20 protein-coding genes, 1 tRNA gene and 1 pseudogene are annotated in these 24,464 nt (G+C 46.0%); 13 read left to right on the top strand and 9 right to left on the bottom strand.

All coding sequences use genetic code 11. The features are described 5' to 3' along the window. The first annotated feature begins 70 nt into the window (after positions 1-70). Complete coding sequence (locus RYZ59_RS01825) at positions 71-1,450, top strand: diguanylate cyclase (RefSeq protein ID WP_318044490.1); 1,380 nt, start codon at positions 71-73, stop codon at positions 1,448-1,450. A gap of 155 nt (positions 1,451-1,605) precedes the next feature. On the opposite strand, the gene RYZ59_RS01820 is transcribed toward RYZ59_RS01825, so the two are convergent. Both RYZ59_RS01820 and RYZ59_RS01815 read right to left on the bottom strand, forming a co-directional pair. Further along, entirely contained in the window at positions 1,606-1,866 is a 261-nt protein-coding gene (locus RYZ59_RS01820; protein WP_079965309.1) for a Txe/YoeB family addiction module toxin, read from the bottom strand. After that, positions 1,866-2,111, bottom strand: coding sequence for a type II toxin-antitoxin system Phd/YefM family antitoxin (locus RYZ59_RS01815; RefSeq protein ID WP_052932205.1), 246 nt, complete (start codon positions 2,109-2,111; stop codon positions 1,866-1,868). The genes RYZ59_RS01820 and RYZ59_RS01815 overlap by 1 nt, the downstream gene beginning before the upstream one ends. Before the next feature lie 227 nt (positions 2,112-2,338). On the opposite strand from RYZ59_RS01815, the gene RYZ59_RS01810 reads away from it, so the two are divergent. The 3 genes from RYZ59_RS01810 (at position 2,339) to RYZ59_RS01800 (ending at position 5,364) form a co-directional block, all read left to right on the top strand. Next, complete coding sequence (locus tag RYZ59_RS01810) at positions 2,339-2,599, top strand: ogr/Delta-like zinc finger family protein (protein ID WP_318044481.1); 261 nt, start codon at positions 2,339-2,341, stop codon at positions 2,597-2,599. A gap of 416 nt (positions 2,600-3,015) precedes the next feature. Further along, on the top strand, positions 3,016-4,215 hold the full coding sequence (locus RYZ59_RS01805; protein WP_318044478.1) for a DUF262 domain-containing protein: 1,200 nt from the start codon (positions 3,016-3,018) through the stop codon (positions 4,213-4,215). Between the two features lie 3 nt (positions 4,216-4,218). Further along, positions 4,219-5,364, top strand: a complete 1,146-nt coding sequence (locus tag RYZ59_RS01800) for an MAE_28990/MAE_18760 family HEPN-like nuclease (protein WP_318044475.1) — start codon at positions 4,219-4,221, stop codon at positions 5,362-5,364. Here the strand turns inward: RYZ59_RS01800 and RYZ59_RS01795 are convergent. After that, positions 5,365-6,522: pseudogene (locus RYZ59_RS01795) on the bottom strand (tyrosine-type recombinase/integrase); the annotation flags it as partial. A gap of 531 nt (positions 6,523-7,053) precedes the next feature. Between RYZ59_RS01795 and RYZ59_RS01790 the strand changes: the two are divergent. From RYZ59_RS01790 to RYZ59_RS01755, 8 genes are all read left to right on the top strand, one after another. Continuing rightward, positions 7,054-7,335 (top strand): hypothetical protein, encoded by a 282-nt coding sequence (locus RYZ59_RS01790; protein ID WP_259154062.1) that lies wholly within the window; start codon positions 7,054-7,056, stop codon positions 7,333-7,335. Next, positions 7,328-7,939 (top strand): hypothetical protein, encoded by a 612-nt coding sequence (locus RYZ59_RS01785; protein ID WP_318044472.1) that lies wholly within the window; start codon positions 7,328-7,330, stop codon positions 7,937-7,939. Before RYZ59_RS01790 ends, RYZ59_RS01785 begins: the two co-directional genes overlap by 8 nt. 248 nt (positions 7,940-8,187) lie before the next feature. Then, positions 8,188-10,614, top strand: a complete 2,427-nt coding sequence (gene hsdR, locus RYZ59_RS01780) for an EcoAI/FtnUII family type I restriction enzme subunit R (RefSeq protein WP_259154058.1) — start codon at positions 8,188-8,190, stop codon at positions 10,612-10,614. 74 nt (positions 10,615-10,688) lie between these two features. Further along, complete coding sequence (locus tag RYZ59_RS01775) at positions 10,689-12,161, top strand: type I restriction-modification system subunit M (protein ID WP_259154056.1); 1,473 nt, start codon at positions 10,689-10,691, stop codon at positions 12,159-12,161. Next, a complete protein-coding gene (locus tag RYZ59_RS01770; RefSeq protein WP_259154055.1) occupies positions 12,161-13,957 on the top strand; it encodes a restriction endonuclease subunit S in 1,797 nt (598 codons plus the stop codon). Before RYZ59_RS01775 ends, RYZ59_RS01770 begins: the two co-directional genes overlap by 1 nt. Before the next feature lie 10 nt (positions 13,958-13,967). Next, entirely contained in the window at positions 13,968-15,077 is a 1,110-nt protein-coding gene (locus tag RYZ59_RS01765) for an endonuclease NucS domain-containing protein (protein WP_259154053.1), read from the top strand. Between the two features lie 11 nt (positions 15,078-15,088). After that, positions 15,089-16,051: an ankyrin repeat domain-containing protein gene (locus RYZ59_RS01760; protein WP_259154051.1), complete on the top strand. Its 963-nt coding sequence runs from the start codon at positions 15,089-15,091 to the stop codon at positions 16,049-16,051. 111 nt (positions 16,052-16,162) lie between these two features. Then, complete coding sequence (locus RYZ59_RS01755) at positions 16,163-16,600, top strand: hypothetical protein (RefSeq protein WP_259154050.1); 438 nt, start codon at positions 16,163-16,165, stop codon at positions 16,598-16,600. A gap of 388 nt (positions 16,601-16,988) precedes the next feature. Here RYZ59_RS01755 and RYZ59_RS01750 read toward each other — a convergent pair whose 3' ends face one another. From RYZ59_RS01750 to RYZ59_RS01725, 6 genes are all read right to left on the bottom strand, one after another. Next, the gene (locus RYZ59_RS01750; RefSeq protein WP_259154049.1) at positions 16,989-19,430 is read right to left on the bottom strand and encodes a phage/plasmid primase, P4 family; all 2,442 of its coding nucleotides are present in this window, start codon (positions 19,428-19,430) and stop codon (positions 16,989-16,991) included. Positions 19,431-19,541: 111 nt separating this feature from the next. Continuing rightward, positions 19,542-19,742 (bottom strand): helix-turn-helix transcriptional regulator, encoded by a 201-nt coding sequence (locus RYZ59_RS01745; protein WP_094948409.1) that lies wholly within the window; start codon positions 19,740-19,742, stop codon positions 19,542-19,544. Positions 19,743-19,850: 108 nt separating this feature from the next. Then, entirely contained in the window at positions 19,851-20,720 is an 870-nt protein-coding gene (locus RYZ59_RS01740) for a hypothetical protein (protein WP_259154045.1), read from the bottom strand. Positions 20,721-20,811: 91 nt separating this feature from the next. After that, a complete protein-coding gene (locus tag RYZ59_RS01735) occupies positions 20,812-22,089 on the bottom strand; it encodes a tyrosine-type recombinase/integrase (RefSeq protein WP_259154042.1) in 1,278 nt (425 codons plus the stop codon). A gap of 185 nt (positions 22,090-22,274) precedes the next feature. Further along, a tRNA-Arg gene (locus tag RYZ59_RS01730) sits at positions 22,275-22,349 on the bottom strand. Positions 22,350-22,424: 75 nt separating this feature from the next. Beyond that, entirely contained in the window at positions 22,425-23,366 is a 942-nt protein-coding gene (locus RYZ59_RS01725) for a formate/nitrite transporter family protein (RefSeq protein ID WP_318044460.1), read from the bottom strand. 286 nt (positions 23,367-23,652) lie between these two features. On the opposite strand from RYZ59_RS01725, the gene mlaA reads away from it, so the two are divergent. Then, positions 23,653-24,408 (top strand): phospholipid-binding lipoprotein MlaA, encoded by a 756-nt coding sequence (mlaA, locus tag RYZ59_RS01720; protein WP_005129765.1) that lies wholly within the window; start codon positions 23,653-23,655, stop codon positions 24,406-24,408. The last annotated feature ends 56 nt before the right edge of the window (positions 24,409-24,464 follow it).

Raw genomic sequence — 24,464 nt, 5'->3', positions numbered from 1 at the left:
AATAATCATAACAGACTATAATTTGCCAGCCGTACCGAAAACGGTAACAACTTACCCTGAGGGCCATTCTATGGAAACCTATTTGCAAACCGTGAAGGACGAGTGGGTACAGTTGATTAATGAGACGGACCCATACGTCCATCAGCTTGCAGCACAACTGGCACACGTTCATGCGCCGGTGCTGATCGCAGAGTTTTACCGCGTTGTATTGGCCGACCCTAATGCCGCAGAGTTTTTGACCACCGAGCAGGTGGAAAGGCAGCTACAAGAAGCATTACGTCGTTGGCTTGTCGATGTGCTTTCCTGCCAGGTCGAACAGGTTGAAGAACAGATGCGCGCCCAGCAGCGTGCCGCGGATGTTCACGCTCGCATCGGGATCTCTGTTGATCTGGTTGAAATGGGTTTCAGGGTACTAAAAAAATTACTGTTGCCGCTGATTAATACCAGTCCGCACACTTCTGAAATCAAACTCAACATTTACCACTACGCCATCAACAGTATCGATCTGGCGATGGAGGTTATGTCACGAGCGTATGTCTTCAGTGAGAATAATGCGGCTAAAGAGGACGAAAACTATCGCATCTTCTCACTGATGGAGAACGCAGAAGAGGAAAAGGAACGGCAGACTAACGCGTTACTGACGTGGGAAATGACGCTGCTTTATAAAGTCATGTTTGACTCCAGCATCGGGAATAGCAGCCCGCTTGGTCAATCCGATTTCGGATTGTGGTTTAGCCATAAGGGACGTCATTACTTCAGTGGGATTGCTGAGGCAGGACATATATCCCGCCTGATCCAGGATTTTGATGACATTTTTAAAGATATCCGCATCTCTGACGATGCCCTCGCCAGTAAACCGCGACGGGTTAAGTTTTTGCAGCAAACACGGAACATACTCTCGCAAATCGTCACTTTACTGCGCGAACTGTTTGATGAAGTCTCGCGACATGAGGTGGGGATGGACGTGTTGACGCGCTTGCTGAACCGTCGTTTTCTGCCAACCATTTTTAAACGCGAAATCATTCACGCCAGTCGGAGCGGGATACCTCTTTCGACGCTGCTGATTGATGTCGACAAATTTAAGCAGATCAACGATACGTGGGGACATAACACCGGAGATGAGATCCTGCGTAAAGTCGCCGGTGCGTTTTATGACAATGTGCGTACCTGCGACTATGTTTTTCGCTATGGCGGCGATGAGTTCCTCATCATCCTGACCGAAATCACCGTGGCAGACACTCTGCGCATTGCGGAGCGGATCCGCAAAGGCGTGGAGAGAATTAAGGTGAACTCTCCGACAGGCGAACCCATTTTACTTTCTCTTTCAATCGGTGCAGCGATGTTTAATGGACATCCCGATTATGAGCGCCTTATCCAGGCGGCTGATGAAGCGCTGTATGGCGCAAAACGCCGGGGGAGAAACTGTGTGGAGCTATGGCAAGTACCGTGATGGTGAAATAAAACGCAGCGTTGCGTGATAGATGTGATGGTGTCCCTGCAGGAAACGCATCTAATGATAACTTATTGATGTTCAATTTGTTTTTATGATGATAATTTAATTAGCTGGCAAAGTTTAAGGCAAACCCGCCAGCCAGGGAAAAGCTGTTAGATCGTGGTGTAGTGATAACGACACGCGACAATGTACAGATCGCCTTGCTCAACGTAATACACCAGACGGTGTTCTTTCGTGATGCGACGTGACCAGAGGGGCTTACGGTGCTTTAGCGCCTCCGGCTTCCCTATCCCCTTGAAGGGGCTTTCCTTAGCCGATTTGATTAACTCCATTACCTTGTTATGCGTCTTTGGGTCATTCTCGGCCCAGTACTGAAGATCGCTTTTTGCCTGCGGGGATATCCTGACTTTCATTAAATGTCCAGTTCCTCATAATCGCCGCGTTCGAGCGATGCAAGGCTGGCTTCAATGTGTGCAGCGTTCGCAGGGTTACTGAACAGGTGCAACGTTTCCTGAATCGATGCGAACTCCTCCGCGTCGATCATTACCACGCTTTTAGCACCCTTACGCGTAACCAGGATTGGCGCACGATCATCATTAGCCTGCTGCATCAGGTCAGCTAAATGCTGTCGAGCATCGGTGTAGTTTACGTGTTGCATGACTTCTCCAGGGTGTCGAGACTTGATGGTTTATCATGGCATACGTACAACTACTTGTACATGTGATTTTATGTTACTTATTTAGTTGTGATCGAACTATTCGCAAATAGCGACAAGGGCTGTGTGGTGCAAAGCTGATTGGCGTTGCTCGTCACTTATGTTTTTTGTTGATCGTCTGGTATGTTCTACCGTGGTGCAATGCCTGATAATGCCTAACGTTTTCTGGTATGACAATTCAAGAGCAAATCTATCAGTCATATCCCGTAGGTAAAACAAACAGGAAACACCCACAACTGTACGATGTGTACTGCTATTGCTCTAATGTGGAGTGCGGTCACTCTTTTGTGATGAATGTTGCTCTCTCCCATTCCGTTAGTCCAAGCGCGCTGAACGGGCAGGGGAGGGTTAAAGAGCTAATTGATGCAATTCCACCCGAGGAACGGGAAAAGGCTTTAAAGTTGCTGCTGGCTGCGCAAAAGAATGGGTAAAGTATGCGTCGGGAATGGCCGATCCGTTCCCGGAACCTGAACACAGGATTTCAGTTTATACGGACATAAAATTATTATTTTTCAACTTGTTATGTTTTTCATGTTTCACAAACCTTCATAAAATCACACACCTAAAATTAATTATCCATTTAATATCATATAGTTGCGTATTCAGGCCATAGATACTACGGACAGTAAAACTGAAAAAAACTGAATTTCTTTTCATTCTTTTCAGTTCCTGTCTCGATGTACATCCCCAGCACTGGCGCGGGCTGGCGGTATCGTTTGTAAAAAATCCCAACTGAAAAATTTTAGTGATATGAAAACGGCAGGCGGGTGCGGTGTAGTGCGATTTTGGTGAGATTATTGGTATTCTTGTGGTAAAGTTTGAGCATAGCTTTGCAGGAGGATTATTCGTGAATATTTTTAATAATGAAAAAATTAGCTTTGACTTACCATCTGATAATGTAAAAAAATTAACAGATGAAGAGATTAATAAGAAATATGTTCAGGGGGAAATAAGAATAGTAACTGAACAGGCTAGATATCCATTGAATACAATATCTGGTCAAATTGTTCATAATTCAAGTTACATATTGGATCCTGAGTTTCAAAGACGGCATCGCTGGGATAATAAGAAAAGATCGGCACTAATCGAATCATTAATTATGAATGTGCCCATTCCACCTATTTTCTTATATGAGTATGAATTCTCTTCTTATGAGGTAATGGATGGCTTGCAGCGGTTAACTGCAATTGCAAAATTTTATGATGATGAGTTTGAACTGGAAGGTTTAACTCAATGGTCAGAGTTAAATGGCAGGCGTTATTCAACTCTTCCTGAAATGATAAGGAAGGGAATAGATCGTCGTTATGTTTCATCTATCATTTTGTTAAATGAGACTGCAAAAACTTCGGAAGAAGCTGATTTCATGAAGCAAATGGTTTTTGACCGAATCAATAGTGGCGGAGAACTATTAACGCCACAAGAAAAGCGTAATGCGAATTTTAACGGGCCTTTTAACAAGTTTTGCATCAGATTATCTTCCAACAAATATTTATGTAAGTTGTGGGATATTCCGGCTCCAACATACAGTATTGACGGAACATATACTGATAGCGAGGAGCGTATTGAAAACAGATTTTTCAAAAATATGAGTGATGTAGAATTAGTTTTGAGATTCTTTTCTTATCGACAAAGGAGAGACCTGCAAAAAGGAATGACCTTGGAGAAATACTTAGATAAATATCTTGAGAGAGCTAATTCTTTAGATTTCGAGACCATGCAACAAATGGAGTATGTTTTTGTAAGTACTCTTGAGTTAATTGATACATTGTTCGATGATCAAGCATTTAGGATGTATCGATGCAGAAAGGATGTATATTGGTCTTGGTTTGAAAGACCAACTACAGCTGTTTATGATTCCTTGATGTATGCTGTTTCTGGTTTTCTTGATTATAAAGATAAATTGATATCAAAAAGAAAAGAAATATTAGCCTCTATTGAGCAGTTTTATATTGATAATTATTCTACTTTTGAAGGCAGAAACACAAATCCAGCTGCACTAGATCGTCGTGATGAGGCATTTATTAATTATCTGAAAGGATTTATTTGAGTTATGATGACGTCATATATCCAGTTTCAAGCTGGTTATGAAAGCCTCAAAATGCAGATGTCTTACATGCACAATGTAGAACTGCTTTTGAATAAATTGGCGAATGATCTTAAACATGGATACCATGATGCCAATGACAACGAATATAATCATTTCATAAAAGAACACCATGATAATAGGAAGAGAGTTACAAGAAGTCAGTACTTATACAATATAACTATAATATCTTTGTATGGGTTATTTGAACAGTTTATTGAAAGTCAAATTGAAGGCTATGTGAAATTAATCTCATCAGGAGTGAAGAATTACAAGTTTCTGCCAAAGAAAATGCAAGAAATGCATTGTGATTTGACATTGAAATATGCCAAAAGAAATTTAGAAGATCGTTATCTGAGTGACGAAGATAAAGAAAATAAACATCGCTTATTAATAACAAGCCTGTATCAATCATTAGGGTATGGAATTGAGGATTTTAGTTTAGTTGAAAAGGTATATTCCAATCATACTTCAAATTTTAGGTATGATTTAATTACTTCCCTATTTAATAATGTAGGTATTGATAGGATAATCGACAAAACCTTATCATTAAATGAGTATCCTGAATACTATAAAGAGTTTTTTGGATTAGATGATAGTGCTGAACATAATGAAATAATTAATAAGTTAACTGAGGAAATACTCGAACTAGTACAGCGAAGAAACCGAATTGCTCATGGTGCAATTGAAGATAACATGTTGAGTTATAAATTATTATTAGAAAAATGCATTTTTTTTGATAAGTTATGCCATGGTATTTTCCTTGTTGCTGATAAATCAAAAAAATATCATTTGATGAGTGTTGAATTAACTAATAGCAAAGCATTTGAATTTTTTGTGCCAACCAAAATCTTTGATAAACAATCTGCTTTTGGCTTTTCTATAAAAAATTTAGAAGATATTAAGCAAAGAAAATGCATTTATGAAGGCCAAATAGTTTATTTGAAATCATCATCTCATGAAATAATTGAAAAACATTCCATTGAGTCGATTTTTTTTAATGGCGCTAGGCATGATATATTTGAAACTACTAAAGATTTTGATTTTAGTGTTAAGTTAAAAAACGCAGAAAAAATCAAACCTTATAAGGGATACATGTTTTATTTTTCTTAGCTAGTTGTATTTTTGACAGGGGAATAATAAATCGGCATAGTGCTGAATCATTTTATGACAATTTTTAATATATTGCGCATGGTTATAAGTCCCCCGGATAGAGTTCTTATCAACATGCGCAAGTTGCATTTCAATCCAGGCGCTTTCAAAACCATGCTCATGCAAAATAGTACTCATGGTATGCCTGAAGCCGTGACCCGTTAACCTACCATGATAGCCCAGTAGTTTTATCACTTTGTTGATACTGGCTTCGCTCATTGGTTTCCTGACGTCGTTTCGTCCAGGAAATACGAGGTTGTAATTCCCAGTTATTTCTTGCAGCTTCTTCAGGATGCAGATAGCCTGAGTAGATAACGGAACCAAATGGGGGCGGCGTTTCTTCATCCGTTCTTTGGGGATTTCCCATAAGGCATTATCCAAATCAAACTCAGCCCATTCTGCGGCACGTAGTTCGATTGTGCGCACACCTGTGAGCATCAGCAACTGTGTGGCATATTTGGTTACTAAACTGCCTTGAAAGTTTTCCAGAGCGTTGACAAAAGCAGGCAATTCATTTTCAGTCAGGAACGGGAAGTGTTGAGTTTTAGGTTTACTGAGTGCAATAGCTAAATCGGGTGCAAAATTATACTTTGCTCTACCAGTGGCAACAGCATAACGAAGCACTTCACCGCAGCGGCGGCGGATCTTGCTGGTTTGCTCTAGCGCACCTCTTTTCTCAATTTTTTGCAGGACGGTGAGCAGCTCTAGTGGTTCAATCTGCTCAATTGGGCGCTGGCCGATAAAAGGAAAAATATCCTTTTCCAGACAATTGAGAACTTCTTTTGCATACCCCTCTGACTAGGTGGCTTTTTTCGATGAGTGCCATTCTCTGGCCACTGACTCAAAGCTGTTCTCATGTGCAAACTGCAAAGCAATCTTATCTGCTTTTCTGGCTTCACTTGGGTTGATCCCTTTGGCCAACATCGAACGCGCTTCATCACGTTTAGCACGTGCTTGTGCCAATGACACATCGCCATATACACCGAAGGAAATCATCTTAGGCTTACCTGCAAAGCGATAGCGGAAACGCCAGCCTTTACTGCCCGTTGTGTCGATGAGGAGTGATAGTCCCATACCATCGTTAAGTGTATAGGGTTTGTCCTTAGGTTTTGCTCTTTGTCAGATAACAGCATGTGTATAGAAAAAAGATCGAACTCTGTTATACACAATGTTATACGCAGAGATGTATAGATTCCATTAGAAATAATGGCACTTTGCTGGACAAGTAAAAGGAGATGAGTGCAGTTAAAACAGTGGGTTATGGAATTAATTAGACTTAGTGAGAAGTGTTCATGGTGTCCCTGCAGGAATCGAATCTATATTTAAAATATTGATAATAATGTATTTAGTGAGGAAGCTTTCACTGAGTACCATCACAGATACCATCAGGTGATTGTGAGTGGCTCAATTTTAAGTGTGCGGGAATAGAACCAGGGAGTCGGTTTGCCCGTACTGAAATTGCCCACCTGGCGAAGCAATTCGGAGGTCAGGCGTGACCTATCAAGAATACATGGACTCCCCTCTTTCCCGGCAGACCGGGTAATTGCAGTCCGCTTGGGATTATTGACCGAAGCCGAATCTCGCAGCGCCGTATAGACGGCTGATGTGATGTGCGAATACCGTTCAACAGCGGCGTATGCCGGTGGGTTGATGGCTGATCCGGATAATCTTTGGCATCCATTCACCGACCGCCAGCACCTGCAGCGGCATATCGATACTTTACGCACCGAAAAAACCACCATGAAGCTGATGCTGGAATGTGACCTGATGGATTTCTATATTCTATGCGGCTTTCTGCGCGTTAAATATGGCATTCCCCAAGCTAAACAACCGGATCGGGGTTATGTCTTGCTCACTCTGATGAGTTGGAGCTGCAACTTAACCCGCATGCGTTGTTTATGGCTGCATTGGGAGGGCTTTATTGATGGCTGATAACGTTGAAGTCGTAACCGCCGCTGAGTTGGCAAGACGTAACGAGGCTGAAATTGAACGCGGCTATCAGGAATCCCAGCGTAATAAACGCGAGCGTGCAGAGTTGGAGATTTCCGAACGGTTGGCGCGTGAGCGCGCGCCCTATGAAACCGATGTGCGGCTGGCGGAAGCATTGGGTATGGGGCCATTGGGTGATCTGCGTTATGGCAAAGTGACAACGCGCTTTAAGTACCTCTCTTTTAATGGCGATCCCTATCATGAGGTTTACACCTGCGTTTATCCGAACGGCGGTGCATGGGTGCTGTATATGGCGGAAAATCCGCGTAACTATCAGTATGTCGGTACTGATATGGGCAGCGCAGAAACTTGCGAATCAGTTGCATGGCGTACCGAAAGTAACAGCCTCGGTCATTACAGTGTTAGCCGTCGATTTGATAGTGCAGCGGCATGGTCTGCGCACTGGAAACACCTCAATAAAGCGGTGTTTTCTGGTATCAGTGCGGTCGGCGATTTCATCCGGGAGCAGCCGATTATTGACGCGTTAATTGTGCTGATTATCGGGGCGCTAGTGTGGCGCTGGCGCAAAAACAAAGGGAAAAAGTGATGAGGCTAGCAATCGCTGGCGTGCACGGGACGGTTTTATTGTTCGGTTGTACTCGCATGAGCCAGATTATCGCAATACTCTTTTTTGCGTAGACTGACATGCTGCAAAAAAGAGGTCACTGCAATTTTGAAGCGACTTCTGATTCCGAATGGTGTCTACCAATTGCCCAAAACATCGTTTCAGGTCATTACGTCATGCACTAATCTGTGTAAAATCAGAGCTAACCCAATATCGTGGAGTGCTCTGCTATGGCTGGCGTAAACAAAACTCATCTGACCGAAACGGACATCATTACCAAATTCATCCTGCCCGCGATTAAAGACGCGGGCTGGGATGTGATGTCGCAGATCCGCCAGGAAGTGAAGCTCCGCGATGGTAAAGTGGTGGTGCGCGGCAAGCTGGCAGCACGTCTGACCGTGAAATCAGCGGACATTGTGCTTTACCATAAGCTGGGATTACCGCTTGCCGTCATAGAGGCTAAAGCCAATAAGCATGAGATAGGCAAAGGGATGCAGCAGGGTCTGGATTACGCTCGCTTGCTCGACGTGCCTTTTGTTTTTGCCTCTAATGGCGATGGTTTTATCTTCCACGATAAAACGAATCCCACCCAGCTTGAATCAGAAATCACGCTCAACGATTTCCCAACGCCGGAACAGCTGTGGAATAAATACTGCGTCTGGAAAGGTTTCACCGCTGAGCAATTGCCGGTGATCAGTCAGGATTACCACGAAGGCAAATCCCCGCGTTACTACCAGCTCCAGTCAATCAATAAAACAGTAGAGGCCGTTTCTGCCGGGCAAAAACGGGTATTACTGGTGATGGCCACTGGAACCGGGAAAACGTATACAGCCTTTCAAATTATATGGCGTTTATGGAAAGCAAAAAATAAGAAACGCATTCTGTTCCTTGCTGACCGCAATATCCTGGTCGATCAGACTAAAATTAATGACTTCCAACCTTTTGAAAGCGCGATGACAAAAATCACCGGGCGCACCATCGATCCGGCCTATGAAATTCAACTGGCACTCTACCAGGCTATTACCGGCCCCGAAGAGCATCAGAAAGCGTTTAAACAGGTTGCCCCTGATTTCTTTGACCTGATTGTGATTGACGAATGCCATCGCGGCAGCGCGTCGGAAGACAGTGCCTGGCGCGAAATCCTCGAATACTTCAGTAGCGCTACACAAATTGGCCTGACCGCCACGCCGAAAGAAACCGAAGAAGTCTCAAGCACCGACTACTTTGGTGAGCCGGTTTACACCTATTCGCTCAAAGAAGGCATTGAAGATGGCTTCCTTGCCCCTTACAAAGTGGTGCGTGTGGATATTGATGTCGATTTACAGGGCTGGCGGCCAACCAAAGGGCAGGTTGATAAACATGGTGAACTGATTGAAGACCGTATTTATAACCAGAAAGATTTTGACCGCACGATGGTCATTGATGAGCGCACCTGGCTGGTGGCGCAAACTATCACCGACTATTTAAAACGTACCAACCCGATGGATAAAACCATCGTTTTTTGTAACGACATCGACCATGCCGACAGAATGCGCCGGGCGCTGGTCAACCTGAATCCGGAGCAGGTGAAGAAGAACGAAAAGTATGTGATGAAAATCACCGGCGACGACGATGTCGGCAAAGGGCAACTGGATAACTTTATCAACCCGAAGAAAGCCTACCCGGTTATCGCCACCACCTCAGAATTGATGAGTACCGGTGTGGATGCGCAGACCTGCAAACTGGTGGTTCTGGACCAGAACATTCAGTCGATGACCAAATTTAAGCAGATCATCGGGCGCGGCACGCGTATCAACGAAAAATACGGCAAGCTGTGGTTCACCATTCTCGACTTCAAAAAAGCGACCGAGCTATTTGCGGACGAACGCTTCGACGGCGTACCAGAGAAAGTGATCCGTACCACGCCGCAGGATATTACCGATCCTGAATCTGATTTCGACGACCAGCTTGAAGACGAAACGCCAGAGCACGAATTACCTGATTTGATAAATGGCGTCGCTGAAACACCTGCCATCTATGACTCAACATCAGGTAACGGCAGTGGGGCTTTTGAAGAAGACGACGAAAACAAAATCCGTAAGTTCCACGTCAACGGCGTCACCGTAAAAGTACTGGCAAAGCGTGTGCAGTATTACGACGCCGACGGCAAACTGGTCACAGAATCCTTCCAGGATTACACCCGCAAAACGTTGCTAAAAGATAAAGACTACGCATCACTTGATGACTTCACCCGTAAGTGGCAATCTGCCGCCCGCAAGCAGGTTATCATTGAGGAACTGCAACAGTTAGGCGTGCTTTGGGATGTGTTAGCCGAAGAGGTGGGTAAAGATCTCGACCCGTTCGATTTGCTCTGCCACGTGGTATACGGCCAGCCACCGCTTACGCGCCAGGAACGTGCCAATAGTGTGCGCAAGCGTAACTACTTCACCAAATATTCCGCGCCTGCGCAGAATGTGTTAAACACGCTTCTGGATAAATACGCTGATGAAGGCGTGCAGGAAATCGAGGATATCCAGGTGTTGAAACTCAAACCGTTCGACACGCTGGGTCGCCCGCTGGAAATTATCAAAAGCAGCTTTGGTAACAAGCAGGCTTACGAAGATGCGGTGAACGAACTGGAAAACGAAATCTACCAGTTGCCACCACGCTCCGCCTGATAACCCAACCACTATTCTGCCACCTGGCGCTTACGGCTCCCGGTGGCATCATTTTTTAAAAACGGAAATAAAACATGTCGATTAGCTCAGTCATAAAATCCCTCCAGGACATCATGCGCAAAGACGCAGGCGTGGACGGCGATGCCCAACGCTTAGGCCAGCTTTCCTGGCTGCTGTTCCTGAAGATTTTTGACACCCAGGAAGAAGAACTGGAACTGGAGCAGGATGACTACCAGTTGCCAATCCCTAAACGTTACCTGTGGCGCACCTGGGCGGCGAACAGCGAAGGGATTACCGGTGATGAGCTGCTGGAGTTTGTGAATGACGATCTGTTCCCGACGCTGAAAAGCATGATTGCGCCAATCGATAAAAACCCGCGTGGTTTTGTAGTGAAACAAGCGTTTAGCGATGCCTATAACTACATGAAAAACGGTACGCTGCTGCGTCAGGTGATCAATAAACTCAATGAAATCGACTTTAGCAGCAGTTCAGAGCGCCATCTGTTTGGCGACATCTACGAACAAATCCTGCGCGACCTGCAAAACGCAGGCAATGCGGGTGAGTTCTATACCCCGCGCGCGGTGACGCGCTTTATGGTCAACCGTATCGACCCGAAGCTGGGTGAGTCGATCATGGACCCGGCCTGCGGTACTGGCGGTTTCCTGGCCTGTTCGTTCGACCATGTGAAAGAGCATTACGTTAAAACCACCGAAGACCATAAAACACTGCAAAAGCAGATTTTTGGCGTCGAGAAAAAGCAGCTTCCACACTTGTTGTGTACCACCAATATGCTGTTGCACGGAATTGAAGTACCGGTACAAATCCGACACGACAACACCCTTAACAAGCCGCTTTCCTCCTGGGATGAGCAGCTAGATGTGATTGTCACCAACCCGCCGTTTGGCGGCACCGAAGAAGACGGCATTGAGAAAAACTTCCCGGCAGAAATGCAGACCCGTGAAACCGCCGACCTGTTCCTGCAACTGATTATTGAAGTGCTGGCCGATAAAGGCCGTGCGGCGGTGGTGTTGCCAGACGGTACGCTGTTTGGTGAAGGTGTTAAAACCAAAATCAAAAAGCTGCTCACCGAAGAGTGCAACCTGCACACCATCGTGCGTCTGCCAAACGGCGTGTTTAACCCGTACACCGGCATCAAAACCAATATTCTGTTCTTCACCAAAGGGCAGCCAACCAGAGAGATTTGGTTCTACGAACACCCGTACCCGGATGGCGTGAAGAACTACAGCAAAACCAAGCCGATGAAGTACGAAGAATTCCAGACTGAAATCGACTGGTGGGGCAGCGAAGCCGACGGCTTTGCCAGCCGCGAAGCGAACAACCAAGCGTGGAAAGTCAGCATCGAAGACATCATCGCCCGCAACTTCAACCTTGATATCAAGAACCCGTACCAGGGCGAAACCATCAGCCACGATCCGGACGAACTGCTGGCGCAGTATCAGACTCAGCAGGCGGAAATCAGCGAACTGCGCAACCAGCTGCGCGATATCCTCGGTGCCGCGCTGGCGGGTAACAAGGGGGCGAACTGATGGCCGTTGAAAAACTGATCACCCAACATATCGATACCTGGACTTCCGCCCTGCAAACCCGCTCGACAGCAGGACGCGGCAGCAACGGTAAAATCGACCTCTATGGCATTAAGAAACTGCGTGAGCTGATCTTGGAACTGGCGGTGCGCGGCAAGCTGGTGCCGCAGGACCCGACTGATGAACCGGCTTCTGAGCTGTTAAAGCGTATTGCTGCTGAAAAAGCGGAGTTGGTTAAGCAGGGCAAAATTAAAAAGCAAAAGCTGCTTCCTGAAATTAGCGAGGATGAGAAACCGTATGAGTTGCCGGTGGGGTGGGAATGTGCTCGTTTAGGTAACACAGTTGCAATTATTCGTGGAATTACATTCCCTGCGAGTGAAAAGCATAAAGAACCGTCTGAAGGAAAAGTTGCTTGCCTGCGGACAGCGAATGTTCAAGACAGCATAGAATGGGATGATTTACTTTATGTTAGTGAATCATTTGTGAAGCGCTCTGAGCAATTCGCTGAAAAAGGCGATATTGTTATGTCAATGGCAAACAGTCGAGAGCTGGTTGGAAAAGTTGCATACATCTATAATATTCCTACTGGCTCCGCAACATTTGGTGGTTTTTTAAGCGCCATCAGACCATATGGCTTTAATGCTGCTTTTCTGATGTCAGTATTACGTTCTCCTAATATAAAATCTATTCTTATTGATAGTTCAAGCCAGACAACAAATATTGCTAATATTTCTCTCGAAAAGTTAAACCCCCTTGTTATTTCAGTACCTCCTATTGGCGAACAGAATCGAATTGCTTCTAAAGTTGAAGAACTTATGTCCCTTTGCGACCAACTGGAACAGCAATCCCTGACCAGTCTGGATGCACATCAGCAACTGGTAGAAACCCTGCTGGCAACACTGACCGATAGCCAAAATGCCGAAGAACTCGCCGAAAACTGGGCGCGAATCAGCCAGCATTTCGACACGCTTTTTACCACTGGCTCGAGCATTGATGCACTTAAACAAACTATTCTGCAACTGGCGGTGATGGGCAAACTGGTGCCTCAAGACCCGAATGATGAACCCGCCTCAGAGCTGCTCAAACGTATTGAGCAGGAAAAATCGCAACTGGTGAAAGAAGGAAAAATTAAAAAACAAAAACCTTTGCCGCCAGTGAGTGATGAGGAGAAACCGTTTGAGTTGCCGGTGGGGTGGGAGTGGTGTCGCATTGGTGAAATTATTGCAAACATGGATGCTGGTTGGAGTCCCGCTTGTTCTCCTGAGCCATCACCCAATGAAGATATTTGGGGGGTATTAAAAACTACTGCAGTACAAAGTTTGGAGTATAGAGAACAGGAAAATAAAACTTTGCCAAGTAGTAAGCTGCCCCGACCTCAATATGAGGTTCATGATGGTGATATCTTAGTAACAAGAGCGGGACCAAAGAACAGAGTTGGTGTTTCGTGTTTAGTTGAAAAGACACGTTCCAAGTTAATGATATCGGACAAAATCATCAGGTTTCATTTAATTTCAGATGATATATCAGCAAAATATATTTCATTATGCCTTAACCGTGGGGTGACAGCTGATTATTTGGAAGCATCGAAATCTGGTATGGCTGAAAGCCAAATGAATATATCCCAAGAAAATTTGAGATCAGCCCCCATAGCTCTTCCTCCTACAGCAATTCAATTGAAGGTGATATCCACTATTGAAGATTTTTTCAAAGTATGTGACCAACTTAAGTCCCGCCTGCAATCTGCCCAGCAAACCCAGCTCCATCTGGCGGATGCATTCACAGATGCAGCATTAAGCTAAGGAACAGATAATGCCGGTTCATCATGCTATCTGGCGGGTGGGGGAGAACCCTCAGCCGCTAACTATCAGCAAGCTCTCCAGTGAAAAACTGCTGCAGAAGATGATTATCCAAGATCCGGCCATACTGTCCGATCAGTGGATGATTATCGGTGAGGAGGTCAATACGTTCGACAGCGGGCGTATCGACTTGCTGGCAATTGCACCAGATGCCTCGTTGATCCTGATTGAACTTAAGCGCGATCGCACGCCGCGTGAAGTGGTGGCGCAAGCGCTGGATTACGCCTCTTGGGTCGATGATTTAACCGCCGATCGCCTGTCGCAGATTTATGAAAAATTCTCCCGTGGCGGTAATCTGGCTGATGCATTTAAGCAACGCTTTAATGCTGAACTAGAAGAAGAGTCCATTAACCAAACTCATCAAATCATTATTGTTGCGGCAGAGTTGGACTCGTCCACAGAGCGCATTGTTGCGTATCTCAGTAAAAATAAGCTTCCGATAAATGTGCTTTTCTTTAGAGTTTTTCAACATGGCGAAGAACAGTTTTTAAGCCGCACGTGGCTAATTGATCCGGGCGAAACCCAAACCAACGCAGCGCAAGCGACTGTGGACGCTATTACGGGTGCAAAAGAACCTTGGTTCGGTGAGTTTTACGTCTCATTTGGTGACCCGAAAAGCCGCGTCTGGGAAGAAGCTCGCCGCTACGGGTTTATCAGCGCCGGAGGCGGAAGCTGGTATAGCCAAACGTTAAAGCAGCTGCAGCCTGGCAATCGTGTGTGGGTAAAAATCCCGGCAACGGGTTACGTTGGAGTTGGTATTGTCCAGAGTGCGGTTGAGCCTGCCAGTAGCTTCACGATCAACACCGAAGACGGTGAAAAACTGGCGATGGACGTACTTAAGTACAGCGATCTCTATCGCCAGAATGCGGATGACCCTGATAAATCTGAATATTTTGTCCCTGTGAAATGGCTGGAAACCCGCAGCGAACAGGAAGCGGTTAATGAGATTGGTTTCTTTGGTAATCAGAATACGGTCTGCAAACCGACCACACCAAAATGGCGGCATACAGTCGATAAGTTAAAGCGTATTTTTTTACGCTGGGACACTGAACGGGCAGAATAAGAGAGGCTGGAATGATGTCTGTTAGCGATAAAGTATTGAAACTCGCCTTCCAGGGCGAATGGAATACGCTTTTACCTATTCTTCGTGATTATCCTGATCTGGTAAATCACCCCAGTGAGCCTAAAGGTTATACCCCGCTGCATCAGGCTGCATGGCATGGGGCTAATTTGTCGGTTATTGGAGAACTGTTAACTCTTGGCGCTGACCGAAGTGCGACAACAAATGCTAAGCGGCAGACTGCTTATGATATCGTCGTTGAAAGGCATAAACGGTCTGATCTGCAATATCTTCTGTTCCCGCAAAAATTGACCATCGCACAAATTTTCAGAAAAGTGGTTTCCACTGAGCGGCAATTGTTCACTGATTATGATGGCAACCAATTTTTGGTCGATAAAATGATTGCGGCTTGCGGTGTTGAGCAATGTCCTGATGACCTTAACGAACTGGATACCAGGCTAAATCACCTCTTTTTTGCGTTGACGGGGAAAGCGATATCAACGGCTGATACCATTCACTTTGAAGTAGCTGAAGGTTTTACATTTACGGTAGAAGCTGAGTTTTTCAGACTGAAATTTTTCCCGCTGGTACATCAAGCAGCGGCAAAAAAGATTAGCTTTCCGGAACGTGAGTGGGCCGTTGTATCAGACTTGTTTGAACCTGCTCCGACGCAATGGGGATTGAGAGGGAGTTTGTTCTTGTGGCTGGAGATGCGACAAGCCTTATGTCAGGTTTGTATCCCGGAAGATAAAGATGAGTTAGCGAATATTATTTCGGCAGCATTTCAGTCACTGACGGGGAAGTCGTTAATCAATCGGGTGGGCGGCAACGACTTTTACGTCGAGCGATTCAGTCGTGGTGGCGGATCTTCGGGTTATGTTGCTTCCCTGTTTTGGCTCAATGAGTTCATCCCACAATTGCAACAGCGGTTAACTTGGCTGCAAACTGTTTGGTCGATTTCTCCACGTTCCTTATGATGCTTTTTTTAGTAATCATTGGGCGTTGTTTTGCTATTTTTCACGGGATTATTTCATCGCTTCAAATTTGATGTGATCGCTTAATTTGTTTTAAACAGCTCAGGGGGAAATATGACTACAGCAGAATTAGGGCAGTTAATGGTATTGCAGAAACTCACGAGCCTTGGTGCCAGTAATGCCATCGTCCAGAAAGAGGGCAACAGGTCATCCATCACATTTGATGCCCCAAACGGTAAAACGTATAAAGTTACCACCAGAGCGAAAACGTCAGGGACCTGGCAAACCTCAACAAACTATGCTGCCCAGTGTACCCTTGATAAAAATGATAATGAGTTTTGGGTATTTATAGATCTTGGTCGAGAACCGAATACTTTCTATGTCACGCCGCTATCGTGGATCAGGAATGATATTTATACGGCATTTATGGGTTATCTGGAGAAACACGGTGGGCACCGTGCGCAAAATGATGAGTCGACTCATCATGCTATTTCAGCAAAACGCATTGCTGATTGGAAAGATGCGTGGGGGGTGATGGGGCTTAGTCTATAAAATTTTGCTGAGCGTTCGCGTATTGAGGGCATCGATACCCGTAACTCACCTGCGCGGCGTCTGCCAGTTGTGGTACTTATCTGTAGCTGAATCAGGATGTTTACACCTCCTGTGAATTTTTTTGCAGCATGTATATCCCTACTTGCCCTACCAAACTGAAAAAACCCAGTAATAACGCTAGTTTCAGACTTGTAGGCTAATATTTTCATGACCCTACATAACCCTACCAAATGCCGAAAGCCTACCACACGGAGTAAATTACTTAGTAGGGGTATATGGGGATAAGTAGGGATAAATATAGATATATCTACCATGCCTAAAACCTTGTGATTGCTGGCTTAATCTTCATTTTGGTAGAGTGGTAGGGATAAGTCCTGTCGTAAAATTCTCACTCATTTTCATGAGGTGGAGATACACCAAAAGCGCGGGGGATAAATTCCTCTGCCAGTTCTGTAAATCCCACGTTGGTTTGTGCTCTGCCATTAATACTTCGCGTCTGGTAGGTGGCTCGATATTCTCTGGCGGCTGATTTGATAGCGCGTGAGAATTTATTAACAGAAAGCGGCTTGCCCAGCCCGTGATATTCAATAAAAGCCAGATAAAGGTGATACAGATATTTACGAGGTTCTGGCTGGCCTGTCCATGTGCCGCCACCCATCATCAACCCTTTAGGCTCATTCATGAAATACAGTGCAGCACACATATCGATTACCGGATCAGTACCACGCTTCACATCCAGTGCCTCCAGTGAATCACGCTGCTCGATGAGTAATCTCTTTGCACTGTTCTGGTCAGTAAATGCTTTTAGTAGGTAACGAATAATGATAGGGATTTCACGGCGGATCTTCGCGGTTAAGTCCGGGTCTTTATCGGCATCTGACACCGTGTGGTTGAATGGGAATATAACGCGCCTGCGGGCAATGCCTCCGTTACGCTCTGTGAAGGTCATAGGTTCGTTATTGGTTGCCAGTACTACGGCATTTAAAACGGCTGTAAACTGCTTCTCATATTTACCGTCAATCTCTACCGGGTCACCACCTGTAATGGCCTTAATCCCGGCTCCTTCACCCACGTAGCGTGTCTGGTCTGGCATAATAATCAGACTTTTTCCGACAAACTGCGCACGCCCTCGGGCGAGATCTAACGTGCTCATGCTTCCGCTAGCGGTGTTGTGTTCGCCCGCCAGAGCAGTAGCGATGCTGCTGAATACTGATTTTCCGCTGCCACCTTCCCCCGTAATCTCAATGAATAGCTGCCAGTCGTGCCGTTTCGCCAGTACCATAAACAACGCCGCTTTTATCCGATCAGCTTTCTGGCTGTCGTTTGCGGTAGCATGGGTCAGCCAGCGACTAAAGTTCGGTGCGTGAGTCGTGAGATTCTCACTGGGCACCGGTGGGGTATAGATGATCCCGTTGTGATTCATTAACCAGTTTTCCGGACCGTGATTGCGGAATGTCTGTCGAATCAGGTCATAAACACCATTCTCGAACCCAATCAAATCACCGCGCTGATCACCAATAACTGCAAGCTGTAGTTTCATTGTCGCTACGACGGATTTAATCCCCTTTTCAGTGTAATGGGCTTTGTGTTCTTCAAAAATTGACACCATGACGCGCTCAAGCTCACTATCTGCTAGCTTTTCCCATATCCCTGCCATGTAGCAATAAACAGTCCCGCTGTTAGGATTGACGGCCAGTATTTCCCAACGTCCGGCGAGAAGTTTTGCCTTCTGGCTGACCGCCATCTGCGAAATATCGCCGCTGTCAGTTTTACGGCGCGGGTTATTGCCTTCAATAGGTTTGAGTTCAGCTGTCACGTCTTCCTCCAGTGATTGATACATCGAATCGGTAAATGCTGCGGTAGCGGCTTTCAGTTTTTTTTGCTGGTGGTAGTCGTTCCAGTCGGTCTTTTCCTCCGTCGGAGGTAAAGCAATCCAGCCCGCCACGGACAGAGCAGCTTTCTCAGCGGCTATCTTCCCGATGTTCGGCTGGCTGTCGTCGTGATAGTCGTTATCGGCGGCGATGATAATTTGCAGTATTGGGTGGCTCCGGCGCATGGCTTCTGCCACGGGTAATAGATTCCCGGCGTCAATAGCGCACACCGTCAATGCGTCAGGGCGCATCAGATGGACAGAAAGGGCTGTTGCTAGCCCTTCGGCAATAATCACTTCCTGCGATTGCTCTGGTGTGTTTACGGTGTGATATGCCCCACGCTTTGCCGACCCCGACACAAGGCGTTTTTCTCCTTGTGGAGTGATGGTCTGTGCTGCCACAACAGCCCCAGATTCATCCACCAGCGGCAGGAGGATTGAACCATCGGTCAGTATGGGGAAAGTGAACCCACCCAGTCCTTTTGATCGCAGATAATCAGATTCACCCTGCACAGCTTGCTGGCGTATTCCGGTATACAGACGGACAAACATATCTCGGCGCTGTTTTGCGTCCTCTACGGCTTGTTTCTGGCATTCCTGTTTGCGCTGCTGCTGTTCGGCTCCCAGCCGCTTCCGTCTCAGGCTGGCTGTCGTCGGGTCTGTTTCCGTTGCCTGGTAATCAATACCCAGTACATCAGCCGCAAGGCGTGCGGCCAGTGTGGTGTCGCAGTTATTTACTTTCTGGATCAGGTCTAAACCATCTCCTGCGCCACACTGACCGCAAATATGCGAACCACGTCCGTTATCGTCGAAACGAAAGCGATCTTTGCCACCGCAAGCAGGGCATGAGGTGTGCTTACGCGGTGAATCAGGGACATCGATATTGAGGCTTGCCAGTACTGATGGCCAACGACCGGCAGCGGCGTGAGTGACTTCGTGAATAAGGTCGATATTACGCATCGGCTGCTCTTTTGCTGTGTTTGATAATTAGAACACTACTGTTTTTAGCGTGAGTTTGGCCGCTGGCTGTTAAGCCAGAATTTTTTAATTTCATGGTTTTACTCCGGGGGATTAGTTGTGTTTCTTAGCTTCCAGCCAGGCGCGAATCTCTGCTGCATCGTAAACAGTGACGCGTTCAGAGAGGCGAATTGATTTTGGGAAATCAGGTTTGCTTGTTTCCCAACGCCAGAGGGTGACGGTGCTAACTTTTAAAAAGTCAGCAGTAGCTCGTGGGCGAGCGTGTCCTGAGAGGGGATAGATCTGCGTAATCATAGGTTTCACCTGCCATGTTATGTCGCTTGTGTAATCAACATGGCAGATGGTATATAACAGCCGGATAGAGTGAAATGCTGAGTAAGTTTACTCAGCAGTCGAGTAAGCTTACTCAGTAGTTTTTTCTGCTTTGATAATTCCGCTAAGTATTGTGGAAATCTTTCTCTCGGATCTAAGTTTCAAACCGCCATAATCATTTTTACGCGCTAGAGTGGCTTTTACCCATTTATTGAGTAGTAATTTGCCATTTTTGGTGCATTCATCCGGATAATGTTCACGAACTTTCATGGCAACCAGTTCAACTTCTTGTCGGTTGTGTTCGTGTCTGTCAGTTTGTGCTATTGAAACTGAGCTGACAGGAATAACCTTAATTTCACGCGTCTTGCTTGTAAAATAACTCTCCATTTGTTTACCTGATATAGCCGATGTCCATATTTTTTCGATATCGTTCCTCGTAATTAGGAGGTCTTTTAACTCAAGGATGACGTCTTTCGTTCCTTGGTAAAAAAATAACGCTGAGGTTATGTCATTTGGAATGTTTGCAGGGCTTAGTGTTTTATATCCAGTGCTGAATGATTTTGTTATAGTTATGCTGTTTTTTTCATCCACTGATCCATTAATTATAACCCATAAGTCACTAATGTTTCCATGAAATCGAAATTCATCAATTGATGCTATATAGCCCTTGTCATTTACATCGCCCAAATTGCGTAGAAATTGAGAGCCATAAATTCCAAGTTCGTGCATGATATATTGAGATTTATTGTATTTTTCTATGTCAGCGCTATCTTTCTGCTCACGTAATTGAACAGAAAAAGAACCTTCCATATTTTCTGGCTTAAATGCTATCGATATAGCACCTATTTTATTCCAATGAATTAGGTCTTCACATTCGCAATTGAGCAACTTAGCTGCTCTTTCAAATGAGCAGTATTCTAAAGGCGCAATTCTGTTTTCTTTCCAAACGTTGCTATCCATCAAGTCACCTTCGTGCGCACCTGATGAAAACTGAAGCAGACAGCAGGTGTTACTGCTTTTCGCCTGTTTGGGCTAGCTTCAGTTTTTTCGGTTAACTGCCCACTATCCGCAATTTCTTCATGTCGTATGGCGCAACATGTTTATCAGCGTTTGCTTCCAGATAGTCTGACCACCATTGCATCATTCGGCGGCGTTCCTGCATGTGCTGTGCCAGATGAACATAAGCCGCCCGTACTTCGTTACGTTCCTGATGGCTCATTTGTCGTTCTACTGCATCCCGTGACCACAGTCCTGATTCGGTTAAAGCTGAACAGGCCATTGCCCGGAAACCATGTAGACAAACGTCAGCCTGAGTATCATAGCCCATAGTACGGAGCGCTTTGTTAACCGTATTCTCGCTCATAGGTTTATAAGGATTGCTATCACCAGGAAAAATCAGCGTGTATTCACCGCTAATGAATTTGATCGACTTCAATACGTCCATCGCCTGAGATGATAGCGGCACAAAATGCGCACTGCCCATTTTAGCCCCACGTTCAGAGAATTTTACACCTGCAATTTCTTCTCGCTGGCCAGGGATTGTCCACATTGCAGTTTCAAAATTTATCTCGTCCCAGCGAGCGTGACGAAGTTCGCTCGAACGGACAAATGTATGAAGAGAAAGTAACACTGCGAGTCTGGTGAGTGGTCTGCCGGTATACGTTTCAGTTTTAGCTATCAATTCAGGTAGACGATCCAAGGCAAGGGCAGGGCGGTGTTTAGTTTTGGGACTCGTTAAAGCGCCTTTCAGATCATGGGCTGGATTGTACTCGACAACTCCACGTTGGACCGCATAGCGGAAAACGCTGCTCATCGTGGTCTTAACTCTCCCCGTCGTAGCACCGATGCCCTGTTCGTTCATGCTGATAAGCAAAGGCAATAGATCCCGTGTTTTTAAGCTGTCGATGGGTTTGCTACCGATTAGAGGAAATATGTGGTTTTCCATTTCCCTCAAAATTTTATTACGGGTGATCTCTTTCCACTCTGGATGGCCCATAGATCCGCGATGCCACTCGCGAGCGATCGTTTCAAATGACGGTGAAGTTGCCTCATTGCTTTCAGCTTTTTTTAGCTCGCGTGGATCTTTGCCATCGGCCAGCACTTGCCTGGCTTCATCTCGGCGTTTACGAGCGGTTGCAAGCGGCACATCTGGATAAACACCTAACGCTAATGTTGCCTGCTTCCCAGCAAAGCGATAATTCATACGCCAGTATTTACCTCCTGCCTTTTTGATCAATAGGTACAAGCTGCCACCATCGGATAATTTGTAATCGGTATTCTGTGGTTTGGCATTCTCGATCTGTTTGGGTGAAAGCTCGTTTATAGCCATAAGTGGCACCCCTTGAGAGGTAATTGATGGTATCTGGATATCGAACTGGTGAGTACCATCACTTATACCATCATGATGCTGTAATGTCATGAAGAGATATGAAAGCTATTTAAAGCTTGGGTTTTCTGAGAGGCTTGGTATCACTGGGTTTCTTAAGTGAACTGAAGTGATGTGAAATGACTTAATGGTGTCCCCTGCAGGAATCGAACCTGCAACTAGCCCTTAGGAGGGGCTCGTTATATCCATTTAACTAAGGGGACGAAGCGGCACGAGTATAGCGTTTTTTACTCACAACGGTAAGTCTCAGGCCACCCGACTGCTCAAACAGTCACCATTCAGGCCTGTTTTTTCTGGTTTTTCTGCTTTTGCTCATCACGCTTTGCTTGCAACCTGGCTTCTTCCTTGCGTTTGTTGCTCATATCATTGCGGATCTGCGCATGGCTCATCAGCGCGAAAATAAACGTTCCGCCACAGATATTCCCGGCGAGCGTTGGTAGCGCAAAGGGCCAGAAAAAATCACTCCAGTGCAGCGTGCCATTAAAGACCAGATAAAGAATTTCTACCGAGCCGACGACGATATGCGTGGTATCGCCTAACGCAATTAGCCAGGTCATCAGAATAATGACCACAATTTTTGCCGCTCCGGCGGCGGGGAACATCCACACCATCGTGGCAATTAACCAGCCAGAAATGATGGCGTTGGAAAACATCTCTGTTGGCGTATTTTTCATCACATCCATACCAATTTTCACGAAGGCATCGCGGGTCTCTTCATCAAAAATCGGCATGTATTCAAACGCCCATGCCGCAACCCCGGTGCCCAGAATATTACCCAGTAGTACTACGCTCCACAGACGCATCAACAGACCAAAATTGCCGAGGGTAGGGTTTTGCATAACGGGTAAGACGGCGGTGACGGTATTTTCCGTAAAGAGCTGTTGGCGGGCCATAATCACAATAATAAAGCCGAAGGTATAACCGAGATTCTCCAGCAAAAATCCGCCGGGAACACCCTCCAGTTGTACGTGAAAAATTCCCTTTGCCAGCAGTGAGGCTCCCATTGACAGTCCGGCTGCGATGGCTGACCACAATAGCGCCATCGCGTCGCGTTCCATCTCTTTTTCTCCGTCCTGGCGGATATGTTCGTGGATCGCCATTGCTCGTGAGGGGAGCCTGTCCTCATTGAGCTCTATCTTTTTTCCGCTCCGCTTTTCTTCGCTTTCCACCTGGAGCTCGTCGCTGTGGCGATCAATCTTTTCTTTTTCGATGTCAGTCATTCCAGGCTCCTGAATAAGCACGTATTGCTAAAGCGTAGCGGTTTTTATTTGAGGGTAGGTGGATAAAGTCTGAAATCGCAAAAATGGTAACGCATGCTTTTATTGGCTTCGTTAAAATGAACCATCACTGTGTCTGTATTACCAGGCTATGATCAAATCAGTAAGTTAGGGCATATAGACATCGATTGACGTGCTGTTACAATCGCTCACATCTAATCAGGCGGATACATCATCGTTCCGTCATGGATGGCAATCAGCGATAGCCATAATACACAGGGAGACACTTATGAAGCTTCGCCTGTCGGCGCTTGCGCTGGGAACCACACTTTTGGTGGGGTGTGCGAGCTCCGGTACTGAACAGCAGGGGCGTTCGGACCCATTTGAAGGGTTCAACCGCACCATGTACAACTTCAACTTTAATGTGTTGGATCCATACGTTGTTCGCCCGGTGGCTGTAGCCTGGCGTGATTATGTTCCGCAGCCGGCCCGTAATGGTTTGAGCAACTTTACTGGCAACCTTGAAGAACCGGCTGTCATGGTTAACTATTTCCTGCAAGGCGACCCCTATCAGGGGATGGTGCATTTTACCCGTTTCTTCCTCAACACCTTGTTAGGTATGGGCGGGTTTATTGATGTGGCGGGGATGGCGAATCCGAAGTTGCAGCGTGTTGAACCACACCGCTTCGGCAGCACATTAGGCCATTATGATGTCGGTTACGGTCCATATATGCAGCTTCCGTTCTACGGCAGTTTCACGCTGCGTGATGATGGCGGCGATATGGTGGATACGCTGTATCCGGTTCTGTCCTGGCTAACCTGGCCGTTGTCGATAGGTAAATGGACGGTTGAAGGAATTGAAACGCGTGCGCAATTGCTCGATTCTGACGGTCTGCTGCGTCAATCTTCAGATCCTTACATCATGGTGCGAGAAGCTTACTTCCAGCGTCATGACTTTATTGCGAATGGCGGTAAACTCAAACCAGAAGAAAACCCGAACGCAAAAGATATTCAGGATGAGTTAAAAGAGATCGATTCTGAGTAAGGAATAGAGGCAAATAAAAAGGTGAGCTAAAAAGCTCACCTTTTTTACATCTGATG

Source organism: Citrobacter sp. HN-141 (assembly GCF_033341895.1).
In the GTDB taxonomy this organism is placed as follows: Bacteria; Pseudomonadota; Gammaproteobacteria; order Enterobacterales; family Enterobacteriaceae; genus Citrobacter.
The sequence above is the reverse complement of the archived record's forward strand: the minus strand, read 5'-3'. Positions and strand labels throughout refer to the sequence as shown.